Below are 21,599 nucleotides of genomic sequence, written 5' to 3'. Positions count from 1 at the left end.
AAGCGGGGGTGGGAAAGGGAGAGACCAGGAAAATCCAGAGAAAGAACTTGAGGCAATCACAGATCCAAGGTGGTTGCCGAGGAAAGCAGAAAGCCTTCATCCGCAAAGCTCACATAACGCCCATCTCCAATCACAATATGATCCAATACCCGGATACCCAATATTTCCCCTGCCGCCATGAGTCGACGGGTCAAGGCATGGTCTTCCTCGCTGGGCTGCGGGTCACCACTTGGATGATTATGGACAAAGATGACTGCCGCCGCAGATTCTCGTACGGCCAGGTTGAACACTTCCCGCGGATGAACAATACTTACCGTCAAACTTCCCTCGGAAACGGTGACATCTCGAATAAGCCCATGCTTGGCATCTAGCAACAGTGCCTTAAAGACCTCATGCCGAAGGTCTCGCAACAAAGGATAGTAGTGCTGATAAATATCCTGGCTATGGTGAATTCGTAACCCTGCCGTTAACGGGATCGCTAATGCCCGTTTCCCCAACTCAACTGCTGCGAGAATCTGGGCGGCTTTTGCAGGACCAATACCCGGGACAACACACAGTTCTTGCAGACTTCGATTGGCTAAACCCCGCAGTCCCTTAAGACGCGTCAAAAGGTCCAATGCAACATCAACCGCCGAGGAATCGGGTCGACCAATTCGTAAGAGGATGGCCACCAGCTGAGCATCTGATAATCTCTGAGCCCCATGGCTTAGAAGGAGTTCGCGGGGACGTTCCCTTTCCGGCCAGGATTGAATCCCTTTTTTGAGTTGCGGTTCATTCATACTCGTCATGCCAGTGGGGCCCATACGAACATGCGTTGAACTATACGCAGCTATTTTTTACCCCGTCAAAAACCATTTCCCCACCCTGTGATAGAGATTGTTGAGGTTTCCAAAACTATGATATCGTCCACTCGCCATGAAACCCTCTTCTATCCGGATCGTTGCAGGAGAATTGAAAGGTCGAACCATCCCTACCCTTCCGGGGCGAACCACCCGTCCGACCTCCCAGCGAGCCAGGGAGGCCCTCTTTTCTATCCTGGGTGGCCAGATTCAGGGTGCCACCGTGGCCGATCTGTTTGCGGGGACAGGAGCGGTGGGACTGGAAGCCTTAAGCCGTGGAGCGACCAAAGCGCTCTTTGTTGAGCAAAATCCTTTGGCCGGAGCGAGTATTCAGCGGATGCTTTCCCAATTTAAGATTGCCTCATCAAGCCAGGTCCTCATTGAGGATGTGTCACTCGCCATACAAAATTCAATTTTGGTAGGATGGCGTCCGTTTGACATGATATTCATGGACCCGCCTTACCGGCTCCCGAATGTACAACAGATCTTGCATCACTTAGAGGAAGCGGACGTCATGGCCCCGACCGGTCGAATCATTTATGAACATTTCCATAAAACCATCCCCCCGATTCCTCTTGGGAAATGGGCGCTCATCCGAACCGCTCGCTATGGGGATACGGCCTTGACGTTTTACCGACCTGTGCCCCAACCCGAAAAAGATTCTGACCTATGACCATTGGCATATATCCAGGCACATTTGATCCCATTACCCGAGGGCATACCGACGTCATTGCTCGAAGCCTCAGGTTGGTTGAGCAATTGGTCGTAGCGGTAGCCCCAAACCCTCGGAAAGCTCCCTTGTTCGACCTAGACGAACGAGTACAATTGGCCAAAATCGCCACCAGCGACCTGAAGGGAGTCACAGTTGAACCGTTTGATGGATTACTGGTGAACTACGTGCGGGAACGTGGGGCCTTGGCCATCATCCGGGGGCTACGAGCCGTGTCGGATTTCGAACATGAATTTCAAATGGCCCTGCTGAACCGAAAACTTGACTCTAACCTGGAAACCGTCTTTTTGATGTCGAGTGAGGAATATTCGTATCTCACTTCCAGCATGGTCAAAGAGGTTGCCTCGGTTGGTGGTCCCCTTCACCATTTCCTTCATCCCGAGGTTGCCGAATGCCTCCAGGGCCGAATACGGAGAAATGCCAAATGAACCTTGCCTCGAGAACGACCCGTATTACCCCCTCCCCTACGTTGCAACTCTCCGCAACCGTGAAAGCCCTGGTCGCGAATGGGCAACAGGTCTTCGATTTTACAGCCGGAGAACCTTCTTTAGACTCCCCCGAGGAGGCCAAAGAAGCAGCCTACGAAGCGATTCGCTCCGGTTTTACCAAATATACGGCCGTGACAGGCATTGATGAATTAAAAGAAGCCATCATTGAAAAATTTCAGCGGGACCAGGGTTTAACCTACTCGCGATCTCAAATTCTGGTGTCATGTGGGGCCAAACACACATTATTTAATATCGCGCTGGCCTTGTTTGAAACTGGAGATGAAGTCATCATTCCCGCTCCGTACTGGGTCTCGTATCCCGAACAAATTCTCGTGGCCGATGCCAAACCTGTCTTTTTCCCCACTTCCGAATCCTCAGGCTATGCCATTGACGTGAAGGCGCTGGAAGCGGCAGTGACCGACCGCACAAAAGCGATCATCCTGAACTCTCCCTGCAATCCGACCGGCAGCATGTATGATCGACAGACCTTGGAGGGCATTGCCCAATTGGCCCTCCAACATAACCTGCTCATTATCTCTGATGAAATTTACGAAAAGATGATTTATGACCAGCATCTACACCACAGTATTGCCTCGCTAGGCCCGGACATCGCCAGAAACACCATTATTGTGAACGGGGTATCAAAAACCTATTCCATGACAGGATGGCGAATTGGATACGCCGCCGGCCCGGAGAGGCTGATCAAAGCCATGGGAGACATTCAAAGCCAAAGTACCTCAAACCCCAGCTCCATTTCGCAAAAGGCCGCCGTTGGGGCTCTCCGAAAGTCTGATGCATTTATTCAACATATGGTAAAAGAGTTGGATATTCGACGAAAAGCCATTGTGGAGGGTTTAAATAGGATCCCGGGCATTCACTGTCCTATGCCTTCAGGCGCCTTCTATGCATTTCCAAGCGTCACTCAACTCCTTGGCCGACGCTTCCAGGGAGAATCCCTGTCCACACCGTTGGCTTTTGCCAACTTTTTCCTCAAAGAAGCCCAAGTCGCGTGCGTACCCGGAGAACCATTTGGGAGTTCCGGGCATTTACGATTCTCGTATACCGGAACATTAGGGGTGATTGAGGAGGGATTAGACCACCTGACCAAGGCCGTGGCTAAACTTGAGTAGCCGACCTCTCCCCATTCGGCGGTTCGTTTTCCCATAATTCCATCACCACGAAACCTTGACCTGAACAGAATCAGCCTTATTCTTATGAACATATGTGTACAAGTCTCTTTAATTGACGTTTACTCTCTGGAGGTATGCCGTGCCCATTTATGAATATCAATGCACCGGTAGCGGTGAACGATTTGAAATTCAACAGAAAATGTCAGATCCTCCCATTCAAACCTGCGATCAATTGTCCTGTGGTTGTGGCAAAGTCGAACCGGTCACAAAAGTCATCTCAGCGCCCGCCATCATGTTCAAGGGAAAGGGCTGGTATGTCACGGACTACTCGGACAAACTCAAAGAGCCAGAGAGTAAATCGGAGAACAAAGGGAAAACCGCTGACACCGGCACGTCTGAAGCTAAAACCGACAACAAGACCAATTCGACCAGCTCTGATAGTGGGTCCGGTTCCACACCATCCACATCCGCACCCGCCACATCTTCTACCGGGTCTTCGGGATCAGGAGCAGGTTCAACTTCAGGATCGGGGACATCCTCAAGTTCGAGTGCCTCCACCGGATCCGGGACGACCTCTTCATCCGATAGTAAGCCCTGATTTGTTTCGCAGATGCATTGCCCCGGGCATCTGCGCAACAGCTCTGACAATAACCGGAATCATTGCACGACGATAACCAGCCAAATTTTCACGCCCTGCCCCCGATACCCTCTTCAAATTTCTCCATCTGGAATATGTTGCGGTTTCAACCGGTCGCTGCAACATCTAATCTCTAATAATAGAGAGGAGGATGTTGAAAATGAAGCGGCGCCCAAGGATTTATTACACAGAAGAACAAAAGGCCTTAATGTGGGATCGCTGGAAGAAAGGTGAATCTCTGGAGTCGATTGCGCGGTTATTTGATCGGCATCATCCGTCGATTGAACGTATCCTTCGAGAGCATGGGGGGATACGCCCGCCAGAGCGTCGACGATCATCATGCGCACTAACCCTGGCGGAGCGGGAGGAAATATCACGCGGCATAGCTACAGGTTGCTCCATTCGTTCCATCGCAGCCTCCCTGAATCGTGCGCCTTCGACCATCAGTCGGGAAATCAAACGCAACCATGGGCAAGGCGGTTACCGGGCAAGTCAGGCTGATCAGGCGGCCTGGGCTCGGGCCCATCGCCCCAAAACCTGTAAACTAGTAGAGAACCGTGCACTGGCTCGAATCGTAGCCAGGAAGCTACAATTGGAGTGGTCACCCGAGCAGATTGCCGGTTGGCTTAAGCACACCTATCCGGACGATGAACGTTACCAGGTGTCCCACGAGACGATCTATAGGAGCCTATTCATCCAGGCACGTGGTGCCTTGAAGAAAGAGTTGATGCAGCATTTGAGGCGCACACGAATGATGCGTCGTTCACGCCACCACACACAAAAAACGGAGGAGCACGGCCGGATTACCGACACCGTATCGATCCGTGAGCGGCCTGCCTCTGCGGCAGACCGAGCCTTACCGGGACACTGGGAGGGTGATCTGCTATTCGGTAGTCATAACAGCCAGATGGCGACGCTGGTCGAACGTCATACACGCTACCTGATGCTGGTCAAAGTCGACAGCAAAGACACCGAGACGGTGATCAATGCCTTGATCAAGCAAGCGCATAAGTTACCTCGGGAGCTTTACAAGTCACTCACCTGGGACCGAGGCAAAGAGATGGCCGACCATAAACGCTTCACGCTGGCGACCGACATAAAGGTATACTTTTGTGATCCACACAATCCCTGGCAGCGAGGGTCCAACGAAAATACCAATGGTCTGTTAAGGCAATACTTCCCGAAAGGAATGGATCTGTCGAGAGTTCCACAAGCCAAGCTAAACGCCGTTGCACGGCGTCTCAACGAACGACCAAGAAAAACGTTAAACTTTGAAACACCTGCTGAACGATTTAACCCATGTGTTGCAGCGACCGGTTGAAACCGCAGTCAAAACCCGGCCCTTTCCCCATAAAAAGCCGACGTGTCCTACCCTTCGACAGAAGAAAAAATGAATGCCATTCGAAACGGCAATACCGTTTAGCCACAAGGGAGTTGGACTCTTGACAGCTCCGCTTACCCTCGTTACTCTCATCAGGTTTACCCGTAATTCCTGCCTCTTCGGCTACTCTGGCCGAACCGAGGGTCATCCTTTAAACGCTAGAGGGAAAAGCATGAAGAAGATGTGTGTAAATGGTTTGACAAAAATTGTTGGGGTCCTGTTCATCTCCGGCATCTGTATCCTAGGCGGGTCTTTGGAACAGCATGCCCTTGCTGCTGGAAAAGATTCCTTCCGCGTGGGTGTCCTTGATCCTCAGACCGTGATCGAAAAATCGAAGGCCGGAAGCCGGGCCCTGGCTGCGTTAAAAGAACATGCCCAAGCCAGAGAAACCGTGATGAAAAATGATCAAAGAGAATTAGAGACCCTCCAGGAGGAACTCAAGGCTGGAGAGTCCAGGGACTCCAAGCTGAGTGAAGAGGACCAAAAACGCAAACAAGAACGTTTTGCCCAAAAGTATCAGGCCTGGCAAAAACAAGGTCAAGATTTCCAGAATGAACTCGGCCAAAAACAAAAAGACCTGGTCCAGGAATATATGAAAAAAATCGAAGAAGCGACCGCAGCCGTTGCCGCACGCCATGGCTTCGATGTCGTCATTGATAAAGGAAGCGAAAACACGCTAAAAATTGTGCTGTACAATAGAGATGGGTTGGATCTCACCAATGAAGTCGTTAAAGAATTTGACCGTCGGTTTAAATAACGAACGACTAAGAGAAAGCGTTTGAACATTCTCCCCTGTGGGTCAGACTCACAGGGGATTTTTGTATCTGGAGGGTGGGCTTAAAGATCAGATGTGTTCAACCGTCAAGGAATCACAGAATGCGATATCTTCTAAAAATGCTGGAATAAAGAATATTGTTTCAGTGCGTCATACCTCCAACAGCCTCTTCCTCAGACTGATAGATGGGAATCACTTGTGGCAAATTAGCACATTCGAGCAACTCTCTCACAGGTGTCTGGGGACTCACGATACTCAACCGAATCCGGTCCGGCTTCATCCGATGGTACCAGAGAAACATCTGCCCCAACCCTATCGAGTCAATCCAGGTAATATTCGAGAAGTTGAGAATGATATGTTGGCACCCTATTTCCTGAGCTCCGAGAATAGCGACTTCAAGCCCAAGCTTCGAGTCACAATCAAAACGACCAGATAATTCCAGAACCTTCGTATCCCGGCGAACATCTTCTCTGACAGTCAGCATCGCAGTCTTCCCTCTTACTGACCTTTTCGGCAATCACACGGTGAAAATTTACCCGTCAGTGAAGATGCAAAATTGGCAAACCCCTACCCGACTGTGGAGGTACAGCGCCACGTGCACTCATCCCATTCCACCTAGTGGCCTCGCTTTCACACCATCCCTTTGATGGCCGCAGGATACAGTGGACCAACCCCATGGACAGTTGAGCTTTTTCACCAGATACCCTATTGCGGACTTCTCCTGCTTTGGCAGACACAACTATCAAGATCCATTGAGATTTGGAGAAAACGAAGTGTGTAGAAACCAGGGCAACTGGTTCCTCCGCCTAGGTGGAAATCTTTACAAGAAAAAAGAATATTTTTTTGAGCATCATTTCAACTCAAGGGTGATGAAGGTGTCCTTGTTAACGGAATAGTCCCTGACAAGCGTGGGTCCATCACTTGGGACAATATGCACCTTCCCGCCATAACTGTTACCCGGGATCGATAGGGTGACGTGGTTACCAGAAATTTTGGCGTGTATGGTCTTGTGTTTGTTGCTATCGCCCGCATCCACCACGGTAAAAAGGGTATTCGCGGTCGTGTTTCGCTGGGCATAATAGAAAATATCCAGATGGGGCGTGGCATGGCTCCAAGTACGGTCATTACCCTGATACATATTTCCTTTGACCATCACACTGTTGGCCTTCACAAAAATCGGCACATGCTCTCTCACCACCTTTACCTCGAGCCATTGTTGACCGGCATGAATAGTGCCGTTGTAGTAATCAATCCAGCTTCCCTCCGGCAGATAGACTTTCCGGATGGGTTCTTGATCATGAATGGGCGCGACTAATAATGAAGGGCCAAACAGGTACTGGTCCCAGATGGCATACGTTTGTTCGTCATCGGGGTACATACCCGCAAGCGGTTTCATCAAGGTTCCCTGCTCCGCTGCGGTATTCAGCAGGGAGTAAATATAGGGAATCAACGCCATGCGCTCTTCGAAAACCTTCCGGTAACGGTCCTGAAAGGATTCCGAGTACCGCCAGGGCGCCCGATCGTTGCCGTGACCACTGGCGCCATCCAGCTTAATCTCAAAAAACCCGGTCCATACGCCAAATTGGATCCAACGCAGATACAGGTCTTCACTAATGAGGCCTGTATTGCCGGTGAACCCTCCGGCATCTGTCCCCCAATTGGGGAAACCCAGATAACTGGCGCGGATGGCATTGGCCATATTGCTGCGCAAGCCCTCCCAATTTGTCTGGACATCCCCTCCCCAGATCGCACTTAAATGGGGCTGCGTGCCATGGACTGCCGCGCGAGCAAAATTAAACTGGTCTTCGCCCCAGTAATCCGCCAGCGCCTCATGGGTATGTTTGGCATAGAGCCAAATGAATTTACTGCGGCGCTCCAGAATCGGCGTGCCATCGTGCCAGCTTTCATCATAGGGAAAGTTCTCATCCGCCCGATCCATTTTGTGGCCCTGCACGCCAACTGTGTACTGCAAGTCGGTTAAACGCCGCGTAAATTCGCTGACAGCCTTGGGGTTGCTGAGATCAAAATACCCTTTAGTACCTGCCATGCGCCCGGGGAAATTCTGTTCGGCAAAAGTCATCGGCGCAATCCAGGTCATTAAGTGGATGTGGTAATCCTCATGTAATGTCTTTATCCATTCCTGGGGATTAGAGAAACCACGACCAAAGTTCATGTCCGACCAACCATGGGCGCCATCGCTATAGGGGCGATCAACAAACAATCCCGTGAAGGGAATTTTCATCTCAGTAAAGCGTCTGGTGTCATCAAGAACATCCTGCTTGCCTCGCTTATGGACATCACGCCAGATCACGGGGCCAGTACTCCAGAGCGGAACCTGTTTGGGTGCCCCAACAAGCCGGTAATAATTCACCAGCGCATGATCCAACGTGGGGGCATCAAGAACATGCCAATTGAACTCTGTGGCGGCATGGTACAACTCGGTTCGGTCATTCATCGCAAATTGATAACGACCCTCAGCGAAGGTTTTAAAAAAGCTCACATACCCCTTCGTACTAAAGAACATGGGTGAAACCGCGGTGGCAAAGTCGGAACTAAACCGGTTGTGTTCGCCGATCGCATTGACATCTTGCACCAAACCCCGCAAATCCGGGCTTTTTTGGTTATACGGCTCGGTGGTTTGTTTCACGCCAAACATATGTCCGCCGAGGTCTTCCATGAAAATATTGACATGGGAAAACCAGTCAGCATCACTGGAGAAATGCAGCCCTGCCTGATCCGCTTCAATATCAATGATGACTCTGGAATCCTCCAGGGATTCGATCTCATCCTCGTTCGCAACATCACGGTAGGTCAGGTGTAAACGATAGAAACTGTTACTTTTCCTGTTGAGCTGGACATCATCCCAGGAGTGAAAATCCAGCATGATATCCTGAATCACCATGATGGGTTGTTGATTCCGAAACACCACCAAAGTCTTTTCCTTTTGCTCAATGGTTAACGGTATCGGCTCGGCGGCACAGGCAAGGTTGCCAAGCAATAACGCAACCAGAAAAATTTGCAGAAACTTCATCATTCCTTTCCTGTCAAACTTCGTGCACCCCATCCAAGGCATTCTCGGTTTCCAATTGCAGCAACCTTAACGACTTGGCTTTAAAACCCAACATCGGCATAGGAAAGGCAGGAACACACAAAAATCTCCTAGGGAGGAAATGTTGAAAACGTTCTTCCTCTGATTCAGTGTTTTCGAAGGACGAACACGGACGTCATCCCGCAAAACTGGATCAGCGAGAACTGAAAGCTCTAGGTACCAACTGTCCCCTTGACGGGGAAGCGTACACCTGACTGGTGTGAATAGTGGAAAACAACAAACGAAGAAAGACGGTCTTAAAAAACCCCACCGCAACCACTATGCGGAACACCAAAAGAAAGTCTACGAATGAAATATCCTTTGGACCTTACAATGGGAGTTTTTTGTAGAGAGGGCAGGGAACCTGGTGGTGAGCAACGTGTAGAGTCTGGAAAGGGAGTGTGAAGCTCAAAGCGGAAAATAAAAGGGAGGCGTGATGCTGGTGTGGTCAGAAGAATTTTCCTGGGGCGGCTGACCGGAATAGCGCAAATTGATGCGTTCTTTGCGATGGGTGGTTTCCAACTCCCGGAGTTCTTCTTCTAAGACCTTGAGCTTTCTGGCATATTGAGCCTGACAGACCGAAATGGCGGCTCTTTTCCAGGTGAGTAAATGGATATCTTCGATGATATTGTTCACGTATTCCCAAAAGCGTTTTTCTTCCCTGTACCGGCCTGCGCGGGTGATCTCCCGGTTAAAGGCGCTTTTCCGCACCTGCCTCCGAACCTCTTCACATTGCTTTTGAAAATTGGCGTGTAGCAGTTCCAGAGCGTAAAGCAACTCACCCCGCTCATCGCGTTGTCGGGTGAGAAGATGGCGTTTTTTGGAATCCAGTTCCACAAAGGCACCCTGAAATGAAGACCTAAGACAGGATGGGAAGTCTAGCAAATTTCTTCAAAAAATCCATGTACAGATTAAAGGATGTCGCCTTGCAAGTCCCACAAGATATAGGAAAGACCAAGCTGCATTCTTTGTTTGCAGGAACCATAAAAAGCCCTCAACCACCGATGGCAATCAGGGGTTAGAGGAACGCGGAAGACCAAAGCACCAGGATACTCATGCCGAAATAAGGCATTCCGTTGTGCCGCAATGGCCGGCTAATCTTTCCTGCGATGTGTTCAGCGTTCCACGTTCTGGCCTATGGCCGGACGTCTTGCTCAAGATCGGCAACAATGTGCTTGGTGATGAGGGTGTAAATGACCTGGCGGGATGTTTTTCCCTCGTGGATGTTGCGGTTGGTGGTGCGTCCGGCTGGAATCGAACCAGCGACCCCCGGGCTTATAAGACCTTTCTTCGAGAAAATCCTCCGGCTACGGCTCTCCTTGAAGCCCCATTTACCTCACTAGATTTTGCAATTATGTCTTTTAGGGTAAAAAAGAAATAGAAGGAAGTACACTCTACAGGCAGGGCGTCAGCGCCTATAGAAAAATGATGCGTTAAAAGGGGATTTCCGATCTTATATTCCTTTCTAATTAAAACAAATAAGAAACCTACGATAGCCAGATTACTTGGAGAATTAAATTAGGATATTGCTCAGGAAAGCATGTGTCACGGTTTTTACGGTATTCGTGTGGAAGGGTTAAGGGGGGTGGCCGATGGCAAGGACACTTGCCCCAGAACAGAAGAAAATTTATTGAAACGTCAGTAAGATTTTTGCTAGGGGTTCATGCCCGCGGATTAGCAATGCAAAATTAGCACATATTTCTACTGCCAATGTAAATAAAATTCTGGACTACCCATTTTTCTAAAACAAAATTAAGCCTAGATTCTTTTCTCTCCCCCCGGCACAGGAATTCCCTTTACGGTATAGGATAAATAAATAATAGGAGTATCAAGTACTGCCACAATCAATTTCACAAGGTACCCGGTAAATATAATATTCAGAAGTACAGGAAAAGGAACTGTTCCAATGAAAGCAAGTGAAAAAAATACTATGCTATCAACTAACTGAGAAACAAAGGTACTCCCATTGTTTCTCAACCAGAGGTACCTTCCCTTGGATTTCTCCCCAATATAGTGAAAAAGCCAAATATCTAAGCTCTGCGCAATAGCATAGGCAATAAAGGATGCTATTGCGATCCTTGGAACGGCGTTAAAAACCACTTCCATTGCCATAGCTACTTTTTCACTTTCTGGAATTATTTCAAATTTCAAAACAAACTGTCCCATCGATACAAAAAGCACTAATCCAATGAACCCCATCCAAATAGATCGATAACCAACTTTCTTCCCATGATGCTCAGTTAAAATATCAGTAGCAATGAAAATAGATGCATAAAAGGTATTAGATACATTAGTGACAAGACCAAATATCGGAATAAGTTTGGCAGCGAATGTAGAAACCAATATCACATTTACAACAATTGTAATATAGACCCACTCCTTGCCTAACTTCCAGGCCAACAGAACAAAAAGAAGATCAATTATTGTTACGAGAAAAAACAAAATTTCATTGTTCATATCCTAATCCCTTATGTGGCATTTCGGACCTCATGAAAAAACTCCTTTATAGTTTCGCTCCAACCCAAAGGAAATACAGCCACTAAAACAAATGGAGATATAAACCCTAAAATATAATCTCCATCAAAGATAATTTTTTTTAAATTTGGAGGAAATCCTCCACCCAAAAATATAAGCAAAGTGAATCCTACCATCACAATTCCAAGAGATAAGTAACGATGCTTCTTAGTTAAATGTGCTTGCGGTCCAAATAAAACTCCGACAGCAATTACACCGAATGCCATTGCACTAAAGTAGTGCACCATACTACCTTTCATCCAAATTGAAAAAGTGCCAGGATTACTTTTTACCGTTAAAATGCTTAACATTCCTTCCTTGTTTTCTGGCGTATAATAATTGCTTCGCACTCTTTTCCAGCCAGTAGATTTTTCCTTAATTATCTCCCCCCAGCTGGGCAAAGATAATCTAATAGATTCCATTCTGGCATGTTGAGCTCCTTGTGCTGAGCCTGCCAATTGAGACAGCATTGGGCCAGATGGTTGATAAGATAACTCATAAATCTCTGGATAATCACTTACCAGCTTCAACATCCCCGGAACAACTAATTCAATTTCCCCATGATTTTCGCCTGCGGGTAATGTTATCCCTACCCACAATTCTTGGCTTTCTTGTTGGACCACAAACCACCCTGTAAGAAGTGAAAGGTAATTACTTATAGGGGTGACTTTTAATTGATCCATTCTCTTCGGTGAATCTTTGTGTGAAAGATTTAAAGATGTAACAAGCAGGGCTGGACCTTCTGAGGTTGTTCTATCGAAGGAAACTTTAACAATCGTAGAATCTGGAGAGTCGCCAAGGTCAATAATGGCCGATGCTTTAACAGAAGTAAAATCTGCCTGAGTTACCCCTAATAAAGGGATAAAAATTAAAAAAGAAAAGAGAAAAATTATTTTATTGTTCATGGCAATGCTAATCCAATAACTTATTCTGCATGGGCCAAAACCTTTCCCTCACCAATAGAGATAAAACTTTTCCCCTTTATGTTTTTTATTCGAAAATCACATTAGATTACAAATTTTTGTATTTATCATAAACGGCTATTTTTCCCGACAAATTATTATAATTTTTTATAAGAAAAAATACCTCGTTCAAAAACCCGAAAAAATCCCGCATCATTACCCTCTGAATGAATTTGAGAACCAACGGCAATCTTGCCAACTCAAAATCAACTATTACCTAGGCGTAGTTTCAGGCCTCCTCAAGCCCTTCAGTTGCTTCAACTAATTGCCGGCCAATTATCTCTTTCTGCTCCCATACCTGCTTCCACTGGTCGTCCGAGAAAAAGGGACCATCGAGGCATTCGTCAAATATGCGCAATATACTGCCATGTAGCCCAATGAGAATAATCAGACTGCATTCAATTGCTCTCTGGTCGGGAGTGAAGTCCAGAAGTTCGTACTTTGTTCCGTTTCGAATCCAATGCTGCGAACCATAATATTCAGGAGTAAAATGAACAGACGAGTCAGAAAGGATACCAAGATGCTCCTCTAATTTGGCCAAGATCAGATGGCCGCTTGGCAGATCAAGCTTCGGTATGACTGGTTTTTTTGGCTTTTCCCCCCTATACCTAGCTTGCCAACGCTCCATCCTCTGTTCATGAGCAAACCATTCCCTAGCACTCTCCGGATTTGTCTTGACGGCTAAGGCAAGTCTGGCTGCTTCGATAGCCCGTCGGCTAATCGGGGCAGCATCGTCTGGCTGAGCCTGACCAATCAAAGTTAGTGCTGACAAAAATGACCGGTGGCAAATGAGGAGTAATAGACCAAAATGCCGGGGGAAAGATCTAGGTACAAGGGAAACGGCACTTTCATAGAGTCTATAAGTGAGATCACCGAGTTTGGAAAAGTGCGGCAGCTGACTGATGGACGAAATGTTTGCCCTTTGAGCAGCAATGTAATCTTGGATGCTCATACTAGGTGGATTCCATTATTGTTAGACTCTGGTGGCGATCTTTGCGATATATCTTGCCTTGCGATGCGGTTTTTGACCTGTACTATTCAATGTGAATTCACTCTTGGATCCAATAAACCTTAAAGTAAATCACCCACTATGGCCTCAACACTTTGAGCCACCCCATGTTTCAAGGCGATTTATTTTTTGTAGTCCGAAGCTTAAACCAAAAACCGAATAATATCGAGAATTTAATTGTTATTTTAGAATAATTTTTTTTGGCTTAGATGGAAATTAACAGGGAGGGAAAGTTGACTGGTTAGAACGAGGAAGCAACAATTGATTTATATTATTATATACTTGTGTGACCTAGAATCTCATGCTATGCTCCTTTTATACTAAAAAGGAGATAGTCTTGATTAAACAATTTTCCAGCCTTTACGAAATGATGAAAACCTTCCAAGACGAGCAATCCTGCATCAATCATCTTCGTAGTATTCGTTGGAAAAATGGAGTCTACTGTCCTCATTGTGGTGCCAATAAGGTTTATCATTTTACAGATAACAAGAACCACAAATGCGGAATTTGTTTGCGACGTTTTAGCATAAAAGTTGGGACTATTTTTGAGGAGAGTAAAATCCCTCTCCGTAAATGGTTTATGGCCATCTATCTTATTTCCTCACATAAGAAGGGCATTGCTTCAACCCAATTAGCAAAAGATATTAAGATCACACAAAAAACCGCCTGGTTCATGCTTCAAAGGTTGAGATTTGCGACAGAAACCAAATCCTTTCAGGAGCCATTGGCCGGTCCGGTAGAAATTGACGAAACTTATATTGGTGGCAAGGAAAAGAATAAGCAGGAAATTATCACGCACCGCGACGGGGGATATAGCGTTGGGGATCGGCACACCAATGCCATTGAGGGAGCTTGGTCTCTTCTGAAGCGAGGAAAAATCGGAATATACCACCATGCTAGCCAAAAACACCTGCCTTTTTACCTGCACGAATTTTCCTATAGATATAACACGCTCCAGTTAAATGAAGGGCAAAGAGTCAATGGGCTGTTGGGCCAATGCGCGGCGGGCGCATTACTTACAAGGAGGTAGTCGCATGAGCAAGAAGCCAGAAGAAAGCAGCGTGTACGAAAAGCCCATCAAACTAGAAATGAGCACAGAAGAAGCTATACAGCGATTTGCGAAAGTCACAAAGGAAGAAATTGGCCAGCAGGGCGGGACCAAGGCAGTAGTCACAGAAGGCGAGACCCAATTAGTCATGTTTCGTGGTAAAGAGATTCGCCAAGTCTTACATGATGATGAATGGTTTTTTTCAATTGTAGATGTCATTGGAGCCCTAACGGGATCTGATAGGCCCAGTCAATATTGGAGTGACCTAAAAAGGAAACTAGTTGAAAATGAAGGCTTTTCTGAACTATACGATGAAATCGTACAGTTGCCAATGTTGGCTTCTGACGGAAAAATGCGCCAGACAGATGGAGCAAACGCTGAAACAGTTTTTAGGGTTGTTCAATCTATCCCGTCACCAAAAGCACAACCATTTAAGAAGTGGCTAGCCAAGGTCGGATATGAGCGAATTCAGGAAATTCAAGATCCAGAAATTGCCATCAAGCGAGCCATGCTCACCTATAAAGCCAAGGGGTACTCCGATGAGTGGGTCAGGTCACGCTTGCAGACAATAACTAGTCGCAAAGAATTAACAAGTGAATGGAAAAAGAGGGGGGTGGAAGAGGGACTTGAATTTGCAATTTTGAGTAATACTATCTCTAAGGGAACATTTGATTTGCAGGTTGAACAACACAAAGCAAAAAAGGGACTCAAAAAGTCACACAATCTGAGGGACCATATGTCTCCTCTAGAATTAGCTCTAACTATGTTAGGCGAAACGACTACGGCTGAAATGGCCAAGACGCAAAACGCTCAAGGGTTCTATGAAAACAAGAATGCAGCAATAGCTGGGGGGGATGTTGCCGGAAGTGCAAGAAGAAATATTGAAAAGAAAATGGGCAAGCCAGTTGTCACGAAGGAAAACTTCCTCCCTGGGCCTAAGCCGGAACAAATAAAACTTCCTGACTAGCCACTCCTTTTTTTTGGACCTCCATGAAATTGGTACGACAAGTATATAGTTTCCTTAATTTATTTCCAAAGCTACATTTTCTCCATTTTTAAAAAAAATTTAGTTATACCCAGCTTTACGTCTCGCACCGCATACGCACCTAAAGAAAATACAAATATGGAATAAATTTACAAGACGTTGTTTTTATTGGTGCGCCCGGCTGGAATCGAACCAGCGACCCCCGGCTTAGAAGGCCGGTGCTCTATCCAACTGAGCTACGGGCGCCCCGTTAGGAAAATCGCATAGTTGGTGAGTTTGAGTCAACGACCTTGGACGCTGTTCTGGCCATGTTTGTGATTTTCAACTGACGCACCAAATATTCTTAGTCTGAGGGACCACCAAAGTCCTGCCGATTCGTAAACAGGGAATAGGGCTTACGGCAGAGGAGCTGGAGAACGTTCACCGGGTACGGAGGGAGCATCAACGTCCTCTGCATGATCGCCCAGGAGCTGATCAATGATTGTTTGAAAATTCGCCAGGGGTTGTGCTCCACGGACAATCGTTCCAGTGATGGAGTCTTCTGAGCCGCTTTTCCCGATAAAGAACGATGGGGTCCCTCTAATGCCAGCCGCAGCACCATCATCAACGTCCTTCTGAATATTCACTTCGTATTTGCCGCTATCTAAGCATTCCCCGAACGTCGTGGAATCCAGTCCCAGGTCAGCCGCATATTGTTTCAACGAGGGAACGGTGAGATCTTTCTGATTTTGAAACAACGCAACATGCATCTCCCAGTATTTATTGAATTCTCCGGCGCAGCGTGCGCTTTCATGAGCCTTTCCCGCCTGTTGATGAATGCTGCTTAAGGGAAAATCTCTGAAGACATACCGGACTTTTCCTGTATCGATATACTCACGTTTGAGCACAGGGAACACCGTCAATGAATACCGTTGGCAAAATGGGCATTGATAGTCCGAGAATTCCACGATCGTCACCGGGGCATCGGTTTCCCCCAGCATTGCACCCCCGGTCACACCCACGGTGCCGGTGCTTTTCTCCGGACTTGGCCGTTTTATCGCACTCTGAAGAATGCTCTTAATTTCAGCAAGATCCTTCTTCACCTGCTCCATATCCTCACGAAGGACCCGGACATCGTCTTCAACTACGGCCTGGCCCAATCCAGGGTTGATCATGAGCAAATTGACACAGACCAGCAGGCCGATCAGTCCTCGGGCGAGACCTCCCTGTCCTCTGGGTGTGTTCTTCTGCTTCTCAATTTCCTGAATTCGTCGATTCATGGTCGCCTTTCAATAACTTTCAATAAAAAATTCCCAATTCATCAGACAGGCTATCGTGCGAATGTTATCACGATCCACCTCGATAAAAACCCAATCTCAAAGGGAAGGTAACAAATCCAGATCAGAAGATCGAGGAATTCCATTGCATGGATCAACGCGGATCCCACAACCACTTGAAACCGAGTTCGACGAGATTTTTCTTGACTTTTTTTGTTGACCGATCAAAAATCAGCCGGTTTGTTTGGGTCAGGTAGATGGACTTTCAGTCAAGGGATACCATGCGATGCGTTGATCAATATCAGGCAAACGGCAACGGACTAACAGAAAAAGGGTGTTGGGCGTATCGTGCAGACAAAAAATTCGGGTCCGCATTGAATCCGGAGCCAACAGATCCGTTTCAATAATTTGGAATAGCGTCCTCAACCCAATCGCAAATTGCCACAGCAATGAAATGGACTCATTTTACTTCCTGCAAGAATTATCGAAGCTCTGGCCCTGCCGAACGCCTCGGTTTGAGGAAGTCGGAGTTAGACCATCACCCTGAAATGAGGAAGTAAGGCAAAATGACCCGAATAAAGACGGTGCGATTTATCATGACTTGTGGGTTGATTCTGAGTATGTTGTCCGCCTGCGCCATACCCTCCAAGAAGGCTTCGGATCCCCTGACACCCACGGAGCAATTGTTATTCAGCTCAGCGATCAACAAAGGCCTGAAGCGTTCTGATGTGGGCATTCTTAAAGGGGCATCAATCTTCCTCACCGCTTCAGATCTGAGGGTGGACCAGAGTTTCAACGGAGATGTCATCCAGCAGCATATGAAACAGGTCGTGACCGGGTGGCTAGGGCAACAAGGAGTGATCATTCGGGAAGAGGCAAACGAGGCGACGTACCGTGTGCATTTAATCGTTGAGTCTATAGGAACGACCCAAAATGCGAGGTTGTTGGGGCTGCCAGCCACCCAGGCCACGATATTTCCCATCGCCACACCAGAATTGGCTTTCTATAAACGTGTTCAAAGCCAGGGCTATGTGCGCTTTTATTTTGATATTTTCGAAAGAGCATCCGGTCGTTTTTTTGCCTCAACGGAGCCGCAGGTAGGACAGGTCACTCAAACGGTCTATACGGCATTTTTCTTTTTCAACTGGAGACAGACCGATATGGAGGCCCCTCCGATCTTTGAAAATAATTAGATCACAATGGGGGGCGTGCCAACCTCACGACCAATTTTGACGCGATACCGATTATTCACCAGGAGATCACCTGGCAAGACATGAGGGGCCGGATCGGCATACCATGTCCCGTCGAATCCTCGGATATCCTCCGTCAAAAGGAGGAATACCTAATGCCACTCGCATCAACACAATGTGAGAAGGAATATAGAAACGTCAATAATGGCAAGGGAATGTGTTTTTATTTATGACCTTGCATGAGACGTGATGGTTCAGTTTAAGCGTAACAAAATTCAGACGTTTTGATTTTCAACTGTGACAAAACACGTGACCAATTTTCTATCAAAATTCTCCAAGAATACCCTACCCACCTTTGCCCCATCTAGCTTTGGGACTATCGGATCCCGTACGCATGAGGGAGCCTAGGATTTTTTTGTTTTGACTCCATCCCTAAGTTTGCCTCACACAACAAAACCCGACTTCGTGAGGAGTCAGGCTCATGAGAAGGTCAATGGTTGGACTTTGATTATTTGGCTTTTCTAGACAACGACCGCCATGCCCGGCATGGTAGCCAGATGATCGCGCCTCGCTAGCTCAGCCACTTGCGTAGTTCAGTGGGGGTGAGGGCTTTCGCCCACAACCAGCCTTGCCCCTTTTCGATCCCGATGGCTCGCAGAAAGAAAGCCTGTTCGGCGGTCTCAACACCCTCGGCCACAATATCCACGTTCAGGATGGCGGCCAGGGCTGCAATCCCACGCACCAGCCGTTCCGCCGCCATATTAGTCCCCAGCTGCCGAATAAAGGATTGGTCAATTTTAATCGTGTCCACTTCCAGTCCAATGAGTTGTTGGAGTCCAGACTGACCGGTGCCAAAGTCATCAATGGCCACTCGGGCGCCAAGTTGCCGAGCCTGGCGGATGGCCTCCCGACCTTGCTCATTGAGTGCTTGCCGTTCAGTGATTTCCCCGGTGAGCTGCGGGAGATGGTCCATCAACGCTAATTTCTCAAGCACCGGCAAAATCTTGTTTTTCCCCATGACAATAGGGGGCAGATTCACGCTCACAGAAAATGTGGGATGTTCGACCAGCAGAGTGCCTAAATCCGCTTTAAGACACGTAAACATACAGGTGGTTAACTCTAAGGCCAAGTCCTCCTGCGATTCGAGCTCCTCAATGAGGGGTTCAATGCTGGTCTCACGGCCATCGTCCGCTCGCCAGCGGGCGAGGGCTTCACAGCCTACGATCCGATTGGTAGTGAGATCGATGATGGGTTGGTACTTCGCAAAAACGGAAGCCCGAACGGTATGACTAGAAATAACGGACATAAGTGGTGGGCGTGCGTCTATCTATGGATCGTATCTTCAAGAACCTGCCTATGATGTAATCTCGCCTGGTCAAGTCGGAGCAGTGGTACCTTACCTCAGATAACGAGGCGACGGCGAGCGGTCGCTTCTTCTCGACCCAAGCACACACAATCAAGTTCACGGGGTCATGCAGACACAGTGCCTGACTTATTTAAAGAGGTCTCTCTCACCGAGCTAGGAAGGCAAAGGCTGGCGAAAGTAGACGTTGGTGTCCTGATCGTGAAGATCAGATGATGGAAGAACTGAAGAATTTGGTCGGGGCGAGAGGATTTGAACCTCCGACATCCTGCTCCCAAAGGAGATTGTATATTGCAACGCCAGTCAACATGGTGCGGCACAGTATCACAGATTCATCAATAGCAACAAGGTCTTTCGATGCTTGGTGTTCGTTGCAATAGTACCATGTGGCATTGCCTAACCGTGACAATTTTTTCCTAAAAATTCTCTCCCCTTCCCCTACCCTCTATTGCCCAAACCTGGGCGTTGGAAATTCTCTGTCTCGCATTCATTAAGCGACTTCGTGACCTGCATGCGACGCCTGATCTCTGCCGTGAGGCAAAACATGGCAAGTCAACGGGCCAATGACTATGATCGACGTATTTCTCTGAGATATCCCCGAATACAGTCAAAAACAAACATCTCCGGCATACATTCGAGATAATTACATTCAACCTATTCCTAATCCCCAAGCTACCTACTGCTTCTCCTCATTTTCAGTATGGGAATTTAAATCTTTTGCCGCTTCAATAATTGCATTATCCATAAAAGCGTGATCTTCTGGGCGCTCTTCCCACTCACTAGCCCGATAAATAAAGGGGTGAAGGGGAAGAATGTCTTCCGAAGGAACTAATAAAGAAATCTCACTAACTTTTTGGACCCTTGATAGGGTGAAGGTTGCCCTTCAAGTATTTTTCCTGCAATTTCTTTTGAGAGGTGAAGGACAGCCTCGATTCGATTTGGCTTGAGTATTGCCAGTTCCAGAAATACTTTTTCTAGAAGTATTTGTCCTTCTGAGGAAGATGGCTCAAGGAGGCCAGCCAAAATTCTCAAGGAATGGGAATCCTCTCCTTCCACCAGAGCTTCTGTTGCGATATCAGGTAGATTTTTCCCATTGAGCAAGCCCAAGACCAAATTGGCTGCCGCCAATTGCAAAACTTTTCTTTTCATTTAAACTTAAATCCTTGGCTTGAACCGTTTATTAGATTTTTCCAATGATGAATAATTGTTTGATTTCCACCAGGATGAGAATGGATATGCTTCATTTTGGCCCATTCACTTTCGGGAAGATTAAAAGGACGCATTTTTCTCATGTGGTGGGAGATTTAACAATAAACGACCCCACATTGGGGCCATACAAGTCTCTCACCATTGGGGAGAAACTAAAGTAGAAAATCCAAAGACCATGGATAAGGACGGCCGCAATCAGCTCAGACATTTTTGACGGCAAAAAAATGGGATGAGCCACAAGAAATAGTTGGTACAATTGAGCTAGCAGCGGACTCCAGCGCACTTTAAATATCAAGAAAAGGCCAACCATTAAAGAGACAAGGTGGAGAATTCCCATATTATATATCTCAGGATCGATATTGAAAATCACCTCACGAGGAGGGTCGCTGAAAAAGGTAATGGACCATTGAAACAACCGAATGAAAACATAAAACGTGAGAATATTGTGCCCTAGGTGGGGAAAATATTCGACAACCCGCCGATGAAAATATAATTTTTCCATATCACTTGATTAATTCTTAGCCGTATTCTTCGGCATTTCTCCGTCCATGCCTGAATAACGTGGAATCCTAATCTCTGTCAATTTTTTAATCCCTAAAAAAAGGCACACTCCCGTTTAAGTAGCTTTTCACCCTGCATACCCTTGGCTGTCAATTAATGACGATTGTAAAAAGCGACCGCACGATCGCAGCCCTGCTTTTCGACATACCTGGACAGCTATGTTGCAGCTTTATGTCCACCTGTCCCCTACCCATTTGAAGGAAGCTATTGAAGCGATCGCGAGGTATGGAACGGTGAAGGAAAAGGAGGGGAGGACTGGGGCCTTTTTCGGAAGGAATTGAAAACGATACTATGACAAAAACCGTGACAGCGGGAGTAAACGAGGAATAGGAGATTGCGTAAGGTCTTGTTTATATTGGTCGGGGCGAGAGGATTTGAACCTCCGACATCCTGCTCCCAAAGCAGGCGCGCTACCGGGCTGCGCTACGCCCCGA

General features: G+C 47.3%; 21 protein-coding genes and 2 tRNA genes. 10 read left to right on the top strand and 13 right to left on the bottom strand.

All coding sequences use genetic code 11. The annotated features are described in order from the left end of the window. Nucleotides 1-56: 56 nt before the first annotated feature. Nucleotides 57-779 carry a DNA repair protein RadC gene (gene radC / locus PJI16_19985; protein ID MDT3779843.1) on the bottom strand — a complete coding sequence of 241 codons (723 nt, stop codon included), beginning with the start codon at nt 777-779 and terminating at the stop codon, nt 57-59. Nucleotides 780-915: 136 nt separating this feature from the next. Between radC and rsmD the strand changes: the two genes are divergently transcribed. From rsmD to PJI16_19955, 6 genes are all read left to right on the top strand, one after another. Beyond that, nucleotides 916-1,512 carry a 16S rRNA (guanine(966)-N(2))-methyltransferase RsmD gene (rsmD, locus tag PJI16_19980; protein ID MDT3779842.1) on the top strand — a complete coding sequence of 199 codons (597 nt, stop codon included), beginning with the start codon at nt 916-918 and terminating at the stop codon, nt 1,510-1,512. Next, nucleotides 1,509-1,997, top strand: coding sequence for a pantetheine-phosphate adenylyltransferase (gene coaD / locus PJI16_19975; protein ID MDT3779841.1), 489 nt, complete (start codon nt 1,509-1,511; stop codon nt 1,995-1,997). The genes rsmD and coaD overlap by 4 nt, the downstream gene beginning before the upstream one ends. Then, the gene (locus PJI16_19970) at nt 1,994-3,187 is read left to right on the top strand and encodes a pyridoxal phosphate-dependent aminotransferase (GenBank protein ID MDT3779840.1); all 1,194 of its coding nucleotides are present in this window, start codon (nt 1,994-1,996) and stop codon (nt 3,185-3,187) included. Before coaD ends, PJI16_19970 begins: the two co-directional genes overlap by 4 nt. A 139-nt stretch (nt 3,188-3,326) precedes the next feature. After that, nucleotides 3,327-3,785 carry a zinc ribbon domain-containing protein gene (locus PJI16_19965; protein ID MDT3779839.1) on the top strand — a complete coding sequence of 153 codons (459 nt, stop codon included), beginning with the start codon at nt 3,327-3,329 and terminating at the stop codon, nt 3,783-3,785. A gap of 199 nt (nt 3,786-3,984) precedes the next feature. Further along, entirely contained in the window at nt 3,985-5,145 is a 1,161-nt protein-coding gene (locus PJI16_19960; protein MDT3779838.1) for an IS30 family transposase, read from the top strand. 232 nt (nt 5,146-5,377) lie between these two features. Next, nucleotides 5,378-5,962, top strand: coding sequence for an OmpH family outer membrane protein (locus PJI16_19955; GenBank protein MDT3779837.1), 585 nt, complete (start codon nt 5,378-5,380; stop codon nt 5,960-5,962). 160 nt (nt 5,963-6,122) lie between these two features. Here PJI16_19955 and PJI16_19950 read toward each other — a convergent pair whose 3' ends face one another. The 3 genes from PJI16_19950 to PJI16_19940 form a co-directional block, all read right to left on the bottom strand. Further along, nucleotides 6,123-6,464, bottom strand: a complete 342-nt coding sequence (locus PJI16_19950; GenBank protein MDT3779836.1) for an STAS domain-containing protein — start codon at nt 6,462-6,464, stop codon at nt 6,123-6,125. A 366-nt stretch (nt 6,465-6,830) separates the two neighbouring features. Further along, nucleotides 6,831-9,014, bottom strand: coding sequence for a glycoside hydrolase family 31 protein (locus PJI16_19945; GenBank protein MDT3779835.1), 2,184 nt, complete (start codon nt 9,012-9,014; stop codon nt 6,831-6,833). A gap of 462 nt (nt 9,015-9,476) precedes the next feature. Continuing rightward, nucleotides 9,477-9,905: a hypothetical protein gene (locus PJI16_19940; GenBank protein ID MDT3779834.1), complete on the bottom strand. Its 429-nt coding sequence runs from the start codon at nt 9,903-9,905 to the stop codon at nt 9,477-9,479. A gap of 241 nt (nt 9,906-10,146) precedes the next feature. On the opposite strand from PJI16_19940, the gene PJI16_19935 reads away from it, so the two are divergent. Next, complete coding sequence (locus PJI16_19935) at nt 10,147-10,449, top strand: hypothetical protein (protein ID MDT3779833.1); 303 nt, start codon at nt 10,147-10,149, stop codon at nt 10,447-10,449. Nucleotides 10,450-10,826: 377 nt separating this feature from the next. Here the strand turns inward: PJI16_19935 and PJI16_19930 are convergent, their stop codons facing one another. The 3 genes from PJI16_19930 to PJI16_19920 all read right to left on the bottom strand — a co-directional run bounded on the left by PJI16_19930 (nt 10,827) and on the right by PJI16_19920 (nt 13,496). Further along, a complete protein-coding gene (locus PJI16_19930; protein ID MDT3779832.1) occupies nt 10,827-11,525 on the bottom strand; it encodes a queuosine precursor transporter in 699 nt (232 codons plus the stop codon). An 11-nt stretch (nt 11,526-11,536) separates the two neighbouring features. After that, nucleotides 11,537-12,487, bottom strand: a complete 951-nt coding sequence (locus tag PJI16_19925) for a hypothetical protein (GenBank protein MDT3779831.1) — start codon at nt 12,485-12,487, stop codon at nt 11,537-11,539. A 286-nt stretch (nt 12,488-12,773) separates the two neighbouring features. Continuing rightward, nucleotides 12,774-13,496, bottom strand: coding sequence for a hypothetical protein (locus PJI16_19920; GenBank protein ID MDT3779830.1), 723 nt, complete (start codon nt 13,494-13,496; stop codon nt 12,774-12,776). Nucleotides 13,497-13,890: 394 nt separating this feature from the next. Between PJI16_19920 and PJI16_19915 the strand changes: the two genes are divergently transcribed. Together PJI16_19915 and PJI16_19910 are read left to right on the top strand one after the other, a co-directional pair. Then, nucleotides 13,891-14,583 carry an IS1595 family transposase gene (locus PJI16_19915; GenBank protein ID MDT3779829.1) on the top strand — a complete coding sequence of 231 codons (693 nt, stop codon included), beginning with the start codon at nt 13,891-13,893 and terminating at the stop codon, nt 14,581-14,583. 4 nt (nt 14,584-14,587) lie between these two features. Then, a complete protein-coding gene (locus PJI16_19910) occupies nt 14,588-15,568 on the top strand; it encodes a BRO family protein (protein MDT3779828.1) in 981 nt (326 codons plus the stop codon). Nucleotides 15,569-15,755: 187 nt separating this feature from the next. Here the strand turns inward: PJI16_19910 and PJI16_19905 are convergent. Further along, nucleotides 15,756-15,832: transfer RNA gene (locus PJI16_19905), tRNA-Arg, on the bottom strand. Nucleotides 15,833-15,981: 149 nt separating this feature from the next. Then, the gene (locus PJI16_19900) at nt 15,982-16,845 is read right to left on the bottom strand and encodes a DsbA family protein (GenBank protein ID MDT3779827.1); all 864 of its coding nucleotides are present in this window, start codon (nt 16,843-16,845) and stop codon (nt 15,982-15,984) included. A 563-nt stretch (nt 16,846-17,408) separates the two neighbouring features. On the opposite strand from PJI16_19900, the gene PJI16_19895 reads away from it, so the two are divergent. Beyond that, entirely contained in the window at nt 17,409-18,035 is a 627-nt protein-coding gene (locus PJI16_19895; GenBank protein ID MDT3779826.1) for a hypothetical protein, read from the top strand. On the opposite strand, the gene PJI16_19890 is transcribed toward PJI16_19895, so the two are convergent. The 4 genes from PJI16_19890 to PJI16_19875 all read right to left on the bottom strand — a co-directional run bounded on the left by PJI16_19890 (nt 18,032) and on the right by PJI16_19875 (nt 21,598). Further along, nucleotides 18,032-18,172, bottom strand: coding sequence for a hypothetical protein (locus PJI16_19890; GenBank protein ID MDT3779825.1), 141 nt, complete (start codon nt 18,170-18,172; stop codon nt 18,032-18,034). The two genes, PJI16_19895 and PJI16_19890, sit on opposite strands and share 4 nt — an antisense overlap. Nucleotides 18,173-18,603: 431 nt before the next feature. Further along, nucleotides 18,604-19,338 carry an EAL domain-containing protein gene (locus PJI16_19885; GenBank protein ID MDT3779824.1) on the bottom strand — a complete coding sequence of 245 codons (735 nt, stop codon included), beginning with the start codon at nt 19,336-19,338 and terminating at the stop codon, nt 18,604-18,606. 885 nt (nt 19,339-20,223) lie between these two features. Continuing rightward, nucleotides 20,224-20,544, bottom strand: coding sequence for a hypothetical protein (locus tag PJI16_19880; protein MDT3779823.1), 321 nt, complete (start codon nt 20,542-20,544; stop codon nt 20,224-20,226). Between the two features lie 977 nt (nt 20,545-21,521). Beyond that, nucleotides 21,522-21,598: transfer RNA gene (locus PJI16_19875), tRNA-Pro, on the bottom strand. Nucleotide 21,599 lies beyond the last annotated feature (1 nt).

Source organism: Nitrospira sp. MA-1 (assembly GCA_032139905.1).
GTDB lineage: Bacteria > Nitrospirota > Nitrospiria > Nitrospirales > UBA8639 > Nitrospira_E.
The sequence above is the reverse complement of the archived record's forward strand: the minus strand, read 5'-3'. Positions and strand labels throughout refer to the sequence as shown.